The organism is Thermonema lapsum, from assembly GCF_011761635.1.
Lineage (GTDB): Bacteria > Bacteroidota > Bacteroidia > Cytophagales > Thermonemataceae > Thermonema > Thermonema lapsum.
Map to the genome: position 1 here is coordinate 922,291 of NZ_JAASRN010000002.1, position 16,165 is coordinate 938,455.

General features: G+C 45.0%; 14 protein-coding genes. 5 read left to right on the forward strand and 9 right to left on the reverse strand.

All coding sequences use genetic code 11. The annotated features are described in order from the left end of the window. The first annotated feature begins 44 nt into the window (after positions 1 to 44). A complete protein-coding gene (locus tag FHS56_RS09470) occupies positions 45 to 1,829 on the forward strand; it encodes an AMP-dependent synthetase/ligase (RefSeq protein ID WP_166920073.1) in 1,785 nt (594 codons plus the stop codon). Positions 1,830 to 2,044: 215 nt separating this feature from the next. On the opposite strand, the gene FHS56_RS09475 is transcribed toward FHS56_RS09470, so the two are convergent. From FHS56_RS09475 to FHS56_RS09505, 7 genes are all read right to left on the reverse strand, one after another. Further along, positions 2,045 to 3,121 carry a mechanosensitive ion channel family protein gene (locus FHS56_RS09475; RefSeq protein ID WP_166920076.1) on the reverse strand — a complete coding sequence of 359 codons (1,077 nt, stop codon included), beginning with the start codon at positions 3,119 to 3,121 and terminating at the stop codon, positions 2,045 to 2,047. A gap of 3 nt (positions 3,122 to 3,124) precedes the next feature. Continuing rightward, positions 3,125 to 3,451 carry a nucleotide pyrophosphohydrolase gene (locus tag FHS56_RS09480; RefSeq protein WP_166920079.1) on the reverse strand — a complete coding sequence of 109 codons (327 nt, stop codon included), beginning with the start codon at positions 3,449 to 3,451 and terminating at the stop codon, positions 3,125 to 3,127. Further along, positions 3,420 to 4,571, reverse strand: coding sequence for a glycosyltransferase (locus FHS56_RS09485; protein ID WP_166920081.1), 1,152 nt, complete (start codon positions 4,569 to 4,571; stop codon positions 3,420 to 3,422). Before FHS56_RS09485 ends, FHS56_RS09480 begins: the two co-directional genes overlap by 32 nt. Before the next feature lie 11 nt (positions 4,572 to 4,582). Then, positions 4,583 to 6,640: a methionine--tRNA ligase gene (metG, locus tag FHS56_RS09490; RefSeq protein ID WP_166920084.1), complete on the reverse strand. Its 2,058-nt coding sequence runs from the start codon at positions 6,638 to 6,640 to the stop codon at positions 4,583 to 4,585. 81 nt (positions 6,641 to 6,721) lie between these two features. Next, positions 6,722 to 7,657, reverse strand: coding sequence for a DUF3078 domain-containing protein (locus FHS56_RS09495; protein ID WP_166920086.1), 936 nt, complete (start codon positions 7,655 to 7,657; stop codon positions 6,722 to 6,724). A gap of 16 nt (positions 7,658 to 7,673) precedes the next feature. Further along, positions 7,674 to 8,096 carry a response regulator gene (locus FHS56_RS09500; RefSeq protein ID WP_243844197.1) on the reverse strand — a complete coding sequence of 141 codons (423 nt, stop codon included), beginning with the start codon at positions 8,094 to 8,096 and terminating at the stop codon, positions 7,674 to 7,676. 59 nt (positions 8,097 to 8,155) lie between these two features. Beyond that, positions 8,156 to 10,483 (reverse strand): ATP-binding protein, encoded by a 2,328-nt coding sequence (locus FHS56_RS09505; protein ID WP_166920089.1) that lies wholly within the window; start codon positions 10,481 to 10,483, stop codon positions 8,156 to 8,158. 67 nt (positions 10,484 to 10,550) lie between these two features. On the opposite strand from FHS56_RS09505, the gene FHS56_RS09510 reads away from it, so the two are divergent. Next, positions 10,551 to 11,024, forward strand: a complete 474-nt coding sequence (locus FHS56_RS09510; protein WP_243844204.1) for a CYTH domain-containing protein — start codon at positions 10,551 to 10,553, stop codon at positions 11,022 to 11,024. On the opposite strand, the gene gldB is transcribed toward FHS56_RS09510, so the two are convergent. Next, positions 11,014 to 12,060: a gliding motility lipoprotein GldB gene (gldB, locus tag FHS56_RS09515; protein ID WP_166920093.1), complete on the reverse strand. Its 1,047-nt coding sequence runs from the start codon at positions 12,058 to 12,060 to the stop codon at positions 11,014 to 11,016. The two genes, FHS56_RS09510 and gldB, sit on opposite strands and share 11 nt — an antisense overlap. A gap of 14 nt (positions 12,061 to 12,074) precedes the next feature. Next, positions 12,075 to 12,659 (reverse strand): thioredoxin family protein, encoded by a 585-nt coding sequence (locus FHS56_RS09520; protein ID WP_166920095.1) that lies wholly within the window; start codon positions 12,657 to 12,659, stop codon positions 12,075 to 12,077. 93 nt (positions 12,660 to 12,752) lie between these two features. Between FHS56_RS09520 and truA the strand changes: the two genes are divergently transcribed. From truA to FHS56_RS09535, 3 genes are all read left to right on the forward strand, one after another. Then, complete coding sequence (truA, locus tag FHS56_RS09525) at positions 12,753 to 13,535, forward strand: tRNA pseudouridine(38-40) synthase TruA (RefSeq protein WP_166920097.1); 783 nt, start codon at positions 12,753 to 12,755, stop codon at positions 13,533 to 13,535. Continuing rightward, entirely contained in the window at positions 13,528 to 15,297 is a 1,770-nt protein-coding gene (locus tag FHS56_RS09530) for an ABC transporter ATP-binding protein (RefSeq protein WP_166920099.1), read from the forward strand. The genes truA and FHS56_RS09530 overlap by 8 nt, the downstream gene beginning before the upstream one ends. Before the next feature lie 66 nt (positions 15,298 to 15,363). After that, on the forward strand, positions 15,364 to 15,948 hold the full coding sequence (locus FHS56_RS09535; protein ID WP_166920101.1) for an adenylate kinase: 585 nt from the start codon (positions 15,364 to 15,366) through the stop codon (positions 15,946 to 15,948). The last annotated feature ends 217 nt before the right edge of the window (positions 15,949 to 16,165 follow it).

Genomic DNA, 16,165 nt, shown 5'->3' on the forward strand with positions numbered 1-16,165 from the left:
TTAAATTCAAAATCGTAAAAATGGGTTTTAAAACAGAATAAATTATGGAAATTAAGCGTGTTTACGACCTGCTGCGTTATCAACTTGAGCACTACCAAAAAAAAGACGCCGTTGCTGACAAGAAGAGTGGACAGTGGAAAACTTACAGCACTCAAGACTTGATGCAAATCTCCGACGAAGTGGCTTTAGGCTTGCATACACTCGGCATTCAGAAGGATGACAAAGTCGCTATTATTTCCAACAACCGCACCGAGTGGAACTTCGTAGATTTTGGCATTCAGAAGATAGGCGCCGTGAGTGTGCCTTTGTATCCAACCATCACCGCCGATGATTATCTCTATATTCTGGAGCATTCCGAAAGCAAAATTGTTTTCGTTGAGAATGAAGAAATTTACACCAAAGTATTAGAAGCAGTAAAGAAGAGCAAGTCCCTGACGGAAAAAAACATCTATACCTTTGACCAAATAGAAGGAGCGCAACACTGGACGGCAGTGAGAGAAACCGGCAAGAAAGAAGATAAAAGCCTGCTTGAAAAAAGAGATAAGGAAATACAGCCCGATGACCTGTTTACCATCATCTATACCTCAGGCACAACCGGCAAGCCCAAAGGCGTGATGCTTACACACAGCAATGTGGTAAGCAACATCTTGGCAGCTATCGACAATCTTATACTGGACTACCGCCACAAAGCCCTCAGCTTCCTTCCCCTTTGCCACATCTTTGAGCGTACGCTGGTAGCGGCTTATATCTACAAAGGCATCTCTGTTTACTATGCCGAAAACATGGATAAAATAGGGGACAACATCCGCGAGGTTCAACCTCATGTATTTACCGCTGTGCCGCGTGTATTGGAGAAAGTATATACCAAGCTGGTGCAAAAAGGGCATGAGCTTTCCGGTTTGAAAAAGAATCTCTACTTCTGGGCACTGGATTTAGCCAAAGAATATGACACTCAAAAAGACCAAGGGCTGCTCTACAACCTTCAGCTTTCCATTGCCAATAACCTGATATTCTCAAAGTGGCGTGAAGCATTGGGAGGAAATTTGAAATACATTATTTGCGGTAGTGCTGCGCTCAACCCCATGATAGCCCGCGTATTCTGGGCTGCCTGCATTCCTATCTTGGAAGGCTATGGCATGACTGAAACCTCGCCCGTGATTACGGCAACCAGTCCCAACAAAGAAGATGTATGCATTGGCACGGTAGGAAGGGTAATCCCCGGTGTTGAAGTAAAAATAGCCGAGGATGGCGAAATTTTGGTGAAGGGACCTAATGTGATGAAGGGCTACTACAAAGACCCTGAAAAGACCAAAGAGGTATTCGATGAAGAAGGGTGGTTACATACCGGAGATATCGGGGAGTTTGTGCAAGGCAAATACTTGAAAATCACAGACCGTAAGAAGGAGATGTTTAAAACTTCAGGTGGAAAATACATTGCACCTCAACCTATTGAAAACCAGCTGAAAGCCAGTTTTTTAATAGCCCAAGCCATGGTCATAGGAGAAGGGCGCAACTTCCCGGCGGCTTTGATTATGCCCGATTGGGAAGCCCTCACCAATTGGTGTCAAAAGCATGGTATTCCTACTGACAGCCGCGAAGCCATGATACAGCATCCCAAGGTATTGGAAAAATACCAAGAAGAGGTGGAGAAGGTTAATAAAAACTTGGCTAAATACGAGCAAATCAAGCAATTCCGCTTGGTACCCGACGAATGGAGCATAGAAGGTGGTGAACTAACCCCCACTTTGAAACTTAAGCGCCGCAACATCATGGCTAAATACAAGCATCTGGAAAAAGACATCTATAAACTCAATGAAGAGTTGGCATAACTTCTCTGCTTCGCTTAAAGGCAAAACACGGCTTTCAAGCCGTGTTTTGCTATTTTAAAACAAAGCTGTTTTAGGACAGATTAGAAACGTTTGTTGCAGGTTTTCATTCACCTCAGCCGCTTTATCTTTCAAGTGGCTTGCTTGGGCTGTTGCTTTACAAGACAAGCGTCTTGTTGTGAATCTCTCATTTAAAATCAAAGAATAGGACAGGGAAGCTATGCTTTGTTGTCTGTATTTGACAGATTGCGCATATAAACCGTGCGGATAGGGAAAGGTATGTTGATGCCCACTTCACCGTAACGCTTGTGCAGCGCTTTGATGAAAGCGTGCACCAGCTTGAGGCGATATTGAGGACCGAGACATTTCAAACGGATGGTGAAATCGATGCTCGAGTTGTTGAAAGTGTGGAAGTTCATAAAAGGCTCATAAGATGGGTCGCCTCCTTCTACGGTGCTCATTACTTCTTTGGCTACTTCTTTGGTTACTTTTTCCACAAATTCCAAGTCGCTGTCGTAGCTGACTCCCACGGTTACAGGCATCAGTAGTTCCGGTGTGTTCGAGTTGAAATTGGTAACTATGGCACTGCCCAGTTTAGAGTTGGGTATGATGATATAGTTGTTTTGGGGTGAAAGCAGCGCTGTGTTGCGCCAAGAGATATCTTGCACGAAGCCTTCTTGTCCGCTGTCTAATACCACATAATCGCCAGGACGCACTTTTTTGGATACTATGATTTGCACTCCGGCAAAGAAGTTTGCTAAGGTATCTTGCAAAGCGAGGGCAACTGCCAAACCTCCTACCCCTAAGGCGGTAAGAATGGGTGCCAGCGATACCTCCCAAACATCTAAAATAAAAGTGGCGCCGATGCAAATAACGATGATGCGGATGAGATTAGAAAACAAAGAGGTGGAAGGGAGTTGTAATCCCGGTACCGAACGAATGGTGTTTTGCACCAATTCGGCAATCAAGCCTTGAAGAAAAAGGGTGAGGATAGCGATATAGAACGAAGGAAGCAGTTGGTGTCTTAGTATGCTCTCGGTTTCATTGTCGAAGTGAAAGAAATGCACCGACAAATGAAAAGAGAGAATGACGAGCAACCAAGTAAGTTTGTGCCGCAATGATTTTACCAAAATATCGTCGAAATTGGTTCGTGACTTGTGTGCCAATTTTTGCAACCAAGGTATTATGACGCGTTCAAGCAGGCGCCCGGCAAAATAGGCAATCACAATAAGCGCAATGCTTAGTGTAAAGGGTAATTCCGTGCGCATGTACTCAAACAATTCTTTTATGGACATAGCTTAGTCTTTTAGTTTGGGGTTGTTTTTATGTCTTTCCTTGTCGCGCTGAGTCTTTTTTTCCAGTGAGCGCTGCATGGCTTCTTCCAAATCAACACCGGTTTGATTGGCAAGACAAGTCAAAACAAAGAGCACATCAGCCATTTCTTCTGCCAAGTTGGGTTCTTCGCCTGCCTTGAAAGACTGTTCTCCATAGAGCCGAGCCATTACACGAGCCAACTCGCCTACTTCTTCCATCAAAATAGCCATGTTGGTCAGCTCATTAAAGTAACGCACGCCGTGGGTTTGTATCCATGCATCAACTGTCTTTTGCAATTCTTTTAGCGTCATAGATTCGGTTTTTCCAATGTATTCGTCTTTGAAAGAGAGTATAAATCAGCAATAGAAAGTTGAAAATATAGACATAAACCTCATAAAGCAAAAAAAGCAAGAAAGAGGGCAAGGGGTAGCGCAGGCGTTTGAGCGCAAAAGATACGATGCCTGATTGTAGTAGCCATTTCAAAATCCATGCTTGTAGCACATACATGGGCATGTAAAAGGCAGCGGTTGCCGCTGTTATCCCCCACAACATGGGGAGGGCAATGACCAATTGAATACTCAATGGCAGTGAAAAAAGCCCTTCTATCCATCGACGGCGCTGTTTTAGCAGCTCTTTCCATTCGTTCATGGCAAGAGTGCGGCAACATGCCCCGACAGAGAAGAGGTGCAACAGTCGATAGCCTGCTTTCTGCATGCTACGACTCAAAGCGTAGTCTTCGGTTACGTGAAACGGGATATGGGCATATCCACCCACGGCTCGGTAAGCTTTGGGGCAAATCATCATGTTGTTGCCCAGAGCCGTGAGGGGGTGTCCTATGCGAAAGAAAGTATAAAGTATTATCTGGGCAAAGGTCCAATCGATGGTTTGCAATTGGGCTTGTAAGCCTTTGCCCTCGGCGATGGTGAAGGCGGTGGCAATGCCTACGCCCGGGCTGTAGGCTTGCAGGTAGGTTTTTATCCATTGTGCAGGCACCTGCGTGTCGGCATCCACGACAAAAACAAAGCTTCCATCGATTTTTTGCATCAGTTGGTGCAGCACGTTGGCTTTGCCTTGTAAATTGGGATTGTCCGAAGGGAAGATGTCTATCAGTTCGAATGTATGTTGCCGGGCGGTGGGCAACTGTTTTATGAAAGCTTTTACTACTTCGACAGTAGCATCGGTGGATTGGTCGTTGCCTATGAGTATTTGCAAAAGATGTGGCGGGTAGTCGAGTTCAGTAAGCGACTGTAAGCAGCGGGTAATGGTGGCGGCTTCGTTACGGGCAGCTACCAAAATGCTTACTTTGGGGTAGCTGTCAGGTGCTTTTTCTTCAAAAGAAACACTGCCTGCCCGAGCTATTGCCCAAGCAAGCAGCGTATAATACAGCACAAGCAAAAAGGTAAGCAAAGCAAAGAAGAAAAGAACATTCATCGCGGCAGAACTTAACTTACTACGGCACCAGCTTGCACAGCGTTTTCGGGTGATACAAAAACCAGTTTACCATTTTGGTCTTCTGCCATCAGCACCATGCCTTGCGATTCTAAGCCCATCATCTTACGAGGTGCCAAGTTTACCAGCACACACACTTGTTTGCCCACGACTTCTTCGGGTGAAAAATGCTCAGCAATGCCACTTAAAATGGTGCGTACCTCACCGTTGCCCATGTCCACGCTCAATTTGAGCAGTTTTTTACTTTTGGGCAGCTTTTCTGCCTTTTGTATGGTGCCTATGCGGATGTCGAGCTTGGCAAAGTCTTCGTATTGTATGGTCTCTTTGTAGGTATTGCCTTGGCTTGCTTGTGTTGCTTGGCTCATTTTCTTCAGTTTTTCTATTTGCTTTTCAATGGCACTGTCTTCTATTTTTTCAAACAGGTGTCCTATTTCTTTTATTGGGGTGCCTTCTGTCAAAAGTTGTGGATTGCCAGCGCGCTGCCATTCAGCTGGGCTGCCGATTGCCAATGCTTGCAGCAGTTTTTGGGCAGTGAAAGGCAAAAAGGGTTGCGCCAATACAGCCCAGTTGCCTATCATTTGCAGGCAGTAGTGCAATACCGTGCCTGTACGCTCAGGGTCAGTTTTGAAGAGCTTCCAAGGCTCTTGGTCGGTGAGGTATTTGTTGGCTATGCGGGCAAAATTCATCAACTCTTGCAAACCTTCCCGAAAATGAAACTGCTCGATGGCTTGGGCTATTTTTTCGGGATACTGCTCTATAGCCTCCAGCAACACAAGGTCATCATCGCTGGGTTTGTTTGCCTTTGGTAGTTTGCCTTCAAAGAATTTTTGTGTGAGCACAAACACCCGATTTACCAAGTTGCCGATATTGCCAACCAGTTCACTATTATTTTTTTCTTGAAAATCTTTCCAAGTGAAATTGTTGTCTTTGCTTTCAGGGGCATTGGCGGTGAGCACATAACGCAGTACATCCTGCTTGTCGGGGAAATCTTTCAGATAGTCGTGCAACCACACTGCCCAGTTGCGTGAGGTAGATATTTTTTCATTTTCTAGGTTTAGGAATTCATTGGCGGGCACGTTGTCCGGCAAGATGTAGTTGCCATGCGCTTTGAGCATCACCGGGAAGATAATGCAATGAAAAACGATGTTGTCTTTGCCTATAAAGTGAATAAGACGTGTATCTTCTTTTTGCCAATAATCTTTCCATTTATCGGATTCGCCTTTTTGCTGGAAATAGTCTATGGTGGCAGATATGTAGCCTATGGGGGCATCGAACCACACATAAAGCACCTTGCCTTCGGCACCTTCAACAGGAACTTTTACGCCCCAATCTAAGTCGCGGGTTACGGCTCTTGGCTGCAGTCCTGCCTCTATCCACGATTTGCATTGCCCATACACATTGGTTTTCCAGTCGTGGCGATGCTGTTCGAGTATCCATTGGCGCAGCCAATCTTCGTATTCGTTTAGGGGCAAATACCAATGTTTGGTGGCTTTCTTTATGGGTTGCGCACCGCTCAGCATCGAGCGCGGATTGAGCAGTTCTTCGGGACTGAGGGTAGAACCACAGCGTTCGCATTGGTCGCCATAGGCATTGGCATAGCCACATTTAGGGCAGGTTCCTTGTATGTAACGGTCTGCCAGGAATTGCCCTGCTTCTGGGTCATAAAACTGCTCGCTTGTTTTTTCTATGAGCTTGCCTTCATCATAGAGTTTTTTGAAAAAATTGGCGGCTACTTCGTGGTGCAGTGGCGAAGAGGTACGGCTATAGATGTCGAAGCTGATGCCGAAATGCTCAAACGATTCTTTGATGAGTTTGTGATATTTGTCCACGACTTCTTGCACGCTGATGCCCTCTTTCTGAGCACGAATAGTAACCGGCACGCCGTGTTCGTCGGAGCCACAAACAAAGAGGATATCGCGTCCTCGCAGTCGCTGATAGCGTGCATAGATATCGGCAGGTACATACACTCCGGCAAGGTGCCCTATATGCACAGGACCATTGGCGTAGGGCAGCGCCGCAGTGATGGTGTAACGTTGAAATGTTTTCGACATAACTGTTTGAGTTTGCGATGGTATGCAAATATAAAAAGGATGCGAGACTTCGCATCCTTCCAGTAAACTCCTGCTGGCTTTTTACCTTGTTATAGGAAGTGTATAAAGCACACCTATATTGATAGCACTTTTGAATTGAGTAGCCGGACCTATCGTGCCGTCGTCGCGCTTTAGCTCCACATCTTCGTCATAGATGAGATTGGTAGTAACTGTGGCATTGAACAACTTATTGACTTTAAAAATCAGTTGATTTTCCCAAAAAACATCTATTTCTTGGAATTGGTCTTTGTATTCCGAAAAAGCGAGGAAAGAGCTCTTGAGACGCAAATTTTCCATGATTTCATAGTCGGCATTGAGTTGCAGGCTGATGCCCGCCGCTTGAGCACGAACTTTTTTACCGGCTTCTACACCATAAGCTCCTTGCTGGGAGAGGGTATCATCTAAAACGAAAGTGAACTTCGAAGAGAGTGGTGAAAGAGAAGCCGAAAAGCCGTCTGTTTTGTAGCTTATCCCCAAGGCGGTATTCAGGTAGCCGGGTGCCATAAAGCGGGAAATAAGCACCTCTTGTTCATTGCCCAGTGGGTCTTTTTCATATCTGAAACCTTGGTCGAACTGTGTGCGGAGGTCAAGGTTGGCATTGAATTTCCAATGACGACTGCCGAAAAGGTATCGGCTATAATTTGACTTCAAAATGATTTGGTCATCGGTTTTTCGGAAGGGACGCTCGCTGCCTCCTTGGCGGGCTTGTCCATAGGCAAGGTCGAGGCTGTTTTGCCAGCTGCTTCGTTCGGTTTCTCGCTTGATATTGATGCTTGCCAAGCCAGTAATGGAAATGGAGCTTTGCCCGCCCCCTGCCCAATTAGAAAGGGTTACCTGTGAGAAGTTCAAGCCGAGAGAGGCTTGTTTGCTCCAAGGCGATGCTCGGCGGGTAGAATCACTGTTGTCGTCTGATTGGGCAAAAGAAAGAGAGCTGCTTGCGCAGAAGAAGCACAGCAGCAAAAAAATAGAAGTTCTCATTTAAACGGAAGTACTTTTATGATGCCATAGAGCTAAGCAAGTCACGCACGCTGTTAAGGGAGTTTTCTGTCAATGGTTTGGTGATAAACTTAATTACATATTCGTTATCCACAATCTTGTCGATGTCTCGTTTGTTGTCGGAACTCGATAAGATGATGATTTTGCATTTTTTTTTGACCTCTTCAGGAAACATCTCGAACTCAAACAAAAACACAAAGCCATCGACAATGGGCATGTTGATATCAAGAAATATCAAGTCGGGGAGGTTCTCGGGAGTGTTCACGTTGGCTTCAAGGTATTCGAGCGCACCCTTGCCCGAGTTTTTGATTTCTACTCTATTGGCAAACTTCGTAATTTCTATGATTCGTTTGCTGATAAAATTATCGGTGTCGTTATCATCAACGAGCATCACAAGGTCAACGGCAGGTGACTTTTCCATAAGGTTGTTAGCTTGTAGTTTTAAGCAAAAATAAACTTTTTCGGCAAAAATAAAAATGTTTAGAGCACAACTACCGTTTCTTTAAGCAAAGGCAGGGTAATGCTGACCTGAGTACCTTCACCTATTTGAGATTCTATATGCACCTCGCCTTGTAGCTTTTGCACGACTTGTTTGATGATATACAATCCCAAGCCGGCACCTCTGTTTTCTTCATTGCTTCGTTGAAACATGCGAAACAGGTCTTTTTTTATTGCTTCTGGGATGCCTTTTCCGTTGTCTTTGAAAGAGAGCTTCCAACTATCTTGGTTACAAGATATGCTGATGTTCACATGAGTTTCTTCTTTGTGAAGGTCTTGATAACGTATGCTATTTGAAAGTAAATGATAAATGATAATGCGCAGGCGGTTTTCATCGCTAATCAAATCTTGCTTGCAGGTGTTGTGCAGATGAATATTGACACGGTCGGCATGGGGCAGCTGCTTCAGCTGCTCGTAGCAGCTATACACGAGCTGTTCTACCTCTACATAGTGAAATTCTAAAGGCAAATGCATGTTGCGCGAAAAGTCAATTAAGCTGTAAGTGATGCGGTCTAATTTTGCTACACTGCTTTCTATGAGTTGAATGTAGCGGTCTTTTTCTTCGTTGGGTAGTGGCATGCGCAACAGTTGCAGCAAGCCTAATATGGAACTGAGTGGTGCGCGCAAATCGTGCGACGAGCGGTAAATGAAAGTATCAAGCTCGTAGTTACTTTTTTCAAGCGCATACCGCATATTTTCTTGTTCGGTTATGTCGCGGGCAATGACAGTAACGCCCGTAATTTGAGATTCTTCTATGATGGGATAAAAAGCTGCTTCGTAGTGCGTATTGCCTTGTCTTTTGAAATGGATTGAATGGGCACTTTCCTGTTTTTCACCGAGAAAAGCTTTTTGAATATGACTTATCCAGAAGGAGGCTTCTTCTTTGGGAAATACCTGCGTCAAGGGCTGGTCTGTGATTTGTTCTATTTCGGGATAGAAACGGCGTACCAAATTCAAGAAGGCAGTATTGCAGATTTTAATGTTCAGTTGTTTGTCCACAGAAAAGATAGGACTGTGAGAGCTCTCAATAAGCGCCTGCAAGTTGGCTTTCTCTTCTTTAAGTTTGTTTTCGTAGTGTATTTTTTCTGTGAGGTTATGCAGGTAAAAAAGAATCTCATAATGGGCATTTTGGCTGTCATGCTCTGGGCTTAAAACCACATATTGGCAGTGGAACCACTCCCATGTGCCGACTTGGTTTTTCAAGCGTATCTGTATGGGTGGGTGCTCCTTAGCTTGCCTTATGTCTTGAAAGCATGCCTGCATGAGAGGAAAATCCTGCGGGTGCACCAATTCCATGAGTTTATTTAGGCTGTCAATGGAATTTTGTCGGAAGCCCAAGATATGAGGTTTATTTATATAGCTGAAACGTATGCTTTGAAAGTCTTGTGTGTGCGCCACAATAATGATGTCGGGAGAATAAGCAGCTACGCGTTCAAAACGTTGCTTGCTGATTTTGAGCAGCTGCTCGTACCGCTTGCGATGGGTGATGTCTTGTTGGATACCCAGCACGCCAATCACTCCACCTTGTTCATCGAGAATGAGGCTGTAGTTGCCTTCGTAGGTGGCTAAACTGCCGTCTCGAAGTGTTTGGGAAAACACAAAGCGGCATTGTTTCTTTTCTAAGAGGTGCACCAGAAAGTTTTTATACACTTCTTCGGAGGGGAACAGATGCTGCAAGGGTTGTTTGATAAAACTTTCTTCCTCTTTCAATTGATACTGCTCTGCTAAAGAGCGGTTGTGTTTGGTGATGATTAAAGTAGTTTGTAAATGGCGCAAGACAGCTAAAGGAGGGGTTTGCAGCTCACTACGCCAGCGCACCGGTGTGGGGGTGATAGCAAAGAAGATGGCAGAAAGCGCTTGATTGAAAAACAAATTGAGAAGACGTGTATTTTGTTTGAGCTCTTCTTCGTATTTGGTATATTGGTTGTGAAGAGTTGCCATATTGAGTGCCTGTTGGATGGCATTGTGCAAGTCGATGTCGGCAAAGGGACGTTGAATGAGATGCACCATGCGGCTTTTCTGGCATAAATCATATAAAGTAGGGGTGAGTGCCAGACTTACGAATAAAACAGGAATAGGCGGGTCTTGCAATAACTCTTGAAAATAAGGGTCATTTATGTATGTATTGTCCCATTCGGCAAGGATGAGTTCCGGTTGGTGGCTTTCAAGCACAGCCGCCCCTTGCGTAAAACTCTTGCTTTTGGCTAATACTACATACCCCAAAGAAAGCAGTCTCTCTTCCAGCTCTATAGCCGAAGCCCAGTCGCTGCTGATGAGTTGAATTAAGGGCTTGTGTCTTTGAATAATCATAGTTAGCCTACGATTTGTCAAATAAAGTAATAAAAAAAGCTTACATATAAAATAATATTTTGCTATGATGGAGATAGAAAGAAAATTTATTGTTGATAAAGAGAAAGTTAAGGGTATTATTACAAACAAAAAAGGTAAGCCAATCATTCAAGCTTATTTGACAGAAAAGCCGGAAATCAGTGTAAGAGTGAGAAAAAAAGGAGAAAAAGGCTTTTTAACTATTAAAGGAAAGAGCGAGGGCATCCGGCGAGTTGAGTTTGAATATGAAATACCAGTAGAAGACGTGGAGCAGATGCTGTGTGTGCTGCCACTGCCCAAAGTAGAGAAAACACGTTATGAGGTAGAATATGCCGGCAAATGTTGGGAAATAGACGTTTTTCACGGTGAGAACGAAGGCTTGATTCTGGCAGAGGTAGAGCTGAATTCTGAAACGGAAAATATAGAAACACCCCCTTGGGTAGGCAAGGAGGTGTCAAACGATGTGCGCTATTTCAATCAATATTTGGCATTTTATCCGTTTCGTACTTGGGCTAATCGGTAGTATAGTAGTTGCCTTTGTATTTCGATTCCCTTAGTATTTTTTTTGCATCGGTTTCTGCCAATATGTCTTTGAGAGTAAGTTCCGGGTGGCGCTCATGATAGCGGCGTACGATAAGGTAGCCACTCCAGCGTCCTACTTCGCCGGGGCAGTCTTTGCCTATAGGATAACAAAAGGGGGCGGGGTCCACATAGTCTTTTTTCACCAAGTGGCTGGTTTCATACAATACGTTTTTGTCTATGTAGTGCCGCCAGATGGCTTGCTCGTTGGCTTGTAGGGTAAGCAGCTGTTTTTCTGTATAGCCAAAGAGAGTGCTATCTGGTAGGCAGGGTAGCATGTTTTTGACAAAATAGAAGGCTTTGCCATAAAAAATCATATCAGCAAGCATGCTTTTGTCTTCCGGGTCTTCGCCAATAAAACGAGGAGCTATCATTTGCAAAACAAAAGGCACTATGGAGCCCTTATGATAGCGACGGGCAATATAGAGCGGATAAGGGGGCTGAAAGCGGTAGTTGGGTCCCATGAAAAACTCCATGCCTACGACTACCATATTGCCCGATACCATCAGGTCGGGAGTACGAGTAACTGTGGCACCGCTGCCATAGCCCGTAAAGAAAGTATAAATAACCGGCGGGGTGAAATTGGGAAAGTGGTATTTCACTCTCTTAAAAGCATCTTCAAACTCTTTTTTTAACCACTGCATGTTGCCATAAGCTGCCTGTACCTCTTGGTACACGCTGTCCAACGAAGGTGTATCGATGAGTTTGTAAAGCTCTTCAACCAAAAGGGAGTCACTGGGCCAGCGGGAGCGCAAAAAATACTGCTCTGCAAATTCCGGATATTGATTGAGCCACCGTGCCACTTCTTCCTTGCTGTTGCAGGCAAACAGGCTGCTGTCGGTGCGTACTATTTTTACTTGCACGTCTATATTATCTGTATTCACATCGGGCAGGCATGCTTCATTTTCAGGTGAATCGCAAGCAAAAAGGCAAAGAAACAGCAGCAGAAAAGTAAAATACAGTTCCAAGCGGTATTTCATGGTAGTATGCAGTTTTAATTTTTAAAATAAGCCGGTTCGTTGCCTTCTTTCCATTTGATGTTGCATCCTATGCTGGGCATTTGTTGGCTGGGCAGAGGAGTACCTTCGCACAAAGCTTGGAGTACCTTGCGCAGGTCTTCGCCAGTGGGTGGTATGTCGTTGCCCGGGCGCGAGGCATCGAACTGCCCACGATATACGCATTTCAAAGAAGCATCGAATACATTGATGTCGGGAGTGCAAGCAGCAAAATAGGCTTTGGCTGTTTCTTGGCTTTCGTCAAAGAGGTAAGGGAAAGGGAAACGGTGCTGTTGGGCAAACAACAACATCTTGTCTGGGGCATCCTCTGGGTAGCGCGTCACGTCGTTGGCATTGATAGCCACAAAACCGATGCCCTGCGGCATGAAATCTTGCGCCACTTCCACAAACGCATCTATCATATGCTTTACATAGGGGCAGTGGTTACAGATGAAAGCCACGACGGTGCCTTTTTCGCCTTTCACATCTTCGAGTCTGATGATTTTCCCTGATATGACATCTGGTAGGGCAAAGTCAGGTGCCTCGAAGCCCAAAGGAATGTTGTAGGTAGGTGTTCTTGCCATGACGATAAAGTATTTTTGCAGCTTCTTGTAAAACAAAGGTAAAATTATATCATGGAAAAGATAAATCCTTAGTTTTGTCCTAAGCAAAGACCTATGAAGCGCAGGTATTTCCTCGAAATTCAATACAAGGGTACACACTACAGCGGATGGCAACGCCAGCCGAATGCAATAGGCATTCAACAAAAGATAGAAGAAGCCCTCAGCATCTTGTTGCGCGAGAGTGTAACAATTACTGGCAGCGGGCGCACCGATGCGGGCGTACATGCCCGTCAGCAGTTTGCCCATTTCGATGCCTTCATCCCTTTTGAAAAGCATATTTTTTTGGGTAAAGTGAACGGCTTACTGCCTAACGACATAGTCATTCGCGACCTCATAGAGGTATCCGAGGAGGCGCATGCCCGCTTCGATGCTTCGCTTCGAACTTATGAATATTGGATTTATACCAAGCCCATGCCTTTTTTGCACGAATTGGCTACCTATTATTCCTATGCTGCCGACGTGGAGCAAATGAACCAATTGGCGCAAGGCTTGTTATCTCATAGAGATTTTCGCTGTTTTGCAACAGGCAAAACAGACTTGAAACACTACGAGTGTCATATAAGCAAAGCAGTCTGGGAATGGAAAACCTTGCCTCTGACCGGTACGCGGGCGCTTTGTTTTACCATTAGTGCTAATCGCTTTTTGCGTGGCATGGTGCGTACCATTGTGGGCTCTTTGTGGGAGATAGGCGCCGGCAAGCATCCGGCAGACAGCTGGTACGAAGCTCTACAAAGCGGCGACCGTCGTTTACTGGGCAAATCGGCTTTGCCTAATGGACTCTATCTGACCGAAGTGCGTTATCCTTATTTGCCTGAAAAACAAGTATATCATGAATGAAGAAAAGCAAGTCAAGTCGGGGAATGTATTTGATTGGTATATAGCCAAGCGTCTTTTTGCTTTTGCCAAGCCCTACAAAAGAGTCTTTTGGGGGGTGGTTGCCCTCACGCTTAGTTTGGCAATTCTGGGACCGGTGCGCCCCTATCTAGTGCAGTACACCGTAGACCACTACATGGAAGCTGGCAAATATGCAGGATTGCTGTGGATGGTCGTTTTGATGTTGCTGGTGTTGGTATTGCAAACCGTCGCTCAATATCTGCACACCTATTGGTCGGCGTGGCTGGGACAGAGTATCATTCGCGACATTCGCATACGCCTTTACAACCACATTTTGCGCCTACGCCTTTCTTTTTTTGATAAAACCCCCATCGGGCGCCTTGTTACGCGGGTGATTTCCGACGTACAAACCCTTTCCGATGTATTTAGTCAAGGCTTGGCTGCCATGATTGCCGATGTGCTGCAATTGCTGGCTATTTTGGTAGTGATGTTTTATACTGACTGGCGTTTGACGCTGGTGAGTCTTTCCATGCTGCCTTTGCTATTGTTGAGTACTTACATCTTCAAGGAAAAAATAAAAGTAGCTTTCAAGGAAGTGCGCAACGCCGTAGCCAATCTCAATGCGTTTGTGCAGGAACACATCACCGGCATGAACATCGTGCAGATATTTGGCAGCGAAGAACATGAGTTCAAAAAATTTAAAAAAATCAATGCCGAACACCGGCGCGCCAACTTGAAATCGGTGCTTTATTATAGCATTTATTTCCCTGTGGCAGAGGTGATAGGGGCTCTGGGCACGGCTTTGTTGGTATGGTATGGCGCCGGCGAGGTGGTGAAGCAAGAAGTATCCTTAGGTATCCTCATCGCTTTCATCATGTATATCTCTCTTTTCTTTCGCCCTATACGCCTTATTGCCGACCGTTTCAATATCCTTCAAATGGGCATCGTCAGTGCCGAGCGGATATTCAGGCTGCTCGATAATCAAAATATGATTACCAATTCGGGGAGCTACCGCCCCGCTGCTCTGCGTGGTGAGGTGGTCTTTGATAATGTATGGTTTTACTATAACCCCGGTGAATACGTCTTGAAAGGCATCAGTTTTAAAGTGAAGGCAGGCGAAACCGTAGCTATTGTGGGAGCAAGCGGAGCTGGAAAAACTTCTATCATCAGTCTGTTGAATCGCTTTTATGAAATCGAGCGTGGCAACATACTGGTCGATGGAGTAGATATTAAAGAATATGACGTGGAAGTGCTGCGTCGCCATATAGGCATGGTGCTGCAAGATGTTTTTCTCTTTTCAGGAAGCATACGCGACAACATTACGCTCTACAACCCCGACATCACCGATGCGCAAATATGGGAAGCTGCCGAAATGGTAGGAGCAAAAGATTTTATAGAGCGACTGCCCGGGCAACTCGATTACAAAGTGATGGAGCGGGGGGCAACCCTCTCGGTGGGGCAGCGCCAGCTGATTTCTTTTATTCGCGCCATGGTGTATCATCCCGAAATCATCGTGCTCGATGAAGCCACCTCTTCAGTAGATACCGAAACCGAAGAATTGATACAACAAGCCATCGAGAAACTGATGAAAGGGCGCACGGCGCTGGTCATTGCTCACCGTTTGTCCACCATACAACATGCCGACAAAATAATAGTACTTGACAAAGGACAAATCGTAGAAATTGGAGACCACGAGCAACTGCTCGAAAAAAATGGCTACTATGCCCGCCTCTATCGCATGCAATATATGGCGGCACGCACTTGATATTCATGATTTTTTGTATCTTTAAGCGCTTGTGCATAACCTAAATATCAAAAATTAGAACACAGCATGATAAATTTGGTTTTATTCGGTCCGCCTGGCGCGGGAAAAGGTACTCAAAGCAAAAAGCTCATTGATAGGTACGGATTAGTGCATATTTCAACCGGCGACCTCTTCAGAAAGCATCTGAGTGAAGGCTCTCCCTTGGGTCAGTTGGCTCAACAATATATGGAACGGGGTGAACTGGTGCCCGACCAAGTAGTGATTGATATGGTTGCCGACAAAATACGGGCACATCAAGGAGCAAAAGGATTCATTTTTGATGGTTTTCCGCGTACGGTATCACAGGCAGAAGCCCTCGACGAGATGCTCAAGGAGTTCAATACCTCGGTAAGCATAATGGTGGCTTTGGATGTGCCTGAAGAAGAACTGAAAAAACGTTTGAAAAAACGTGCTGAGCTGGAAGGGCGTGTGGATGACCAAGACGAAGCCAAAATAAACAACCGCATTCGGGTATATTTGGAAGAAACCCTGCCGGTTGCCTCTTATTACGAAAAGCAAGGCAAGTTGCGCAAAATCAACGGTGTTGGTGAGATAGACGAAATTTTCGCCAAAATCTGTAAAGCAATAGAAGAAGCTTTGGTACGCTCATAAGTCAACTGTATCAAGACAATATCATTGCCCTTTGCTAAAAACAAAGGGCATTTTTTTATACTCGGCTAAGCTGAGCAAGTTTTTTCTTGTGAATGTAAGGGCAAAATAGACTCATTCAAAGATTAAATTGAATCTTTTTTAATGCCGTTCTTTTACGTAAAAAACTTTTTTAAAAAACACTTATTGACTAACACAAGCACTTCATTGCAATGCCTCT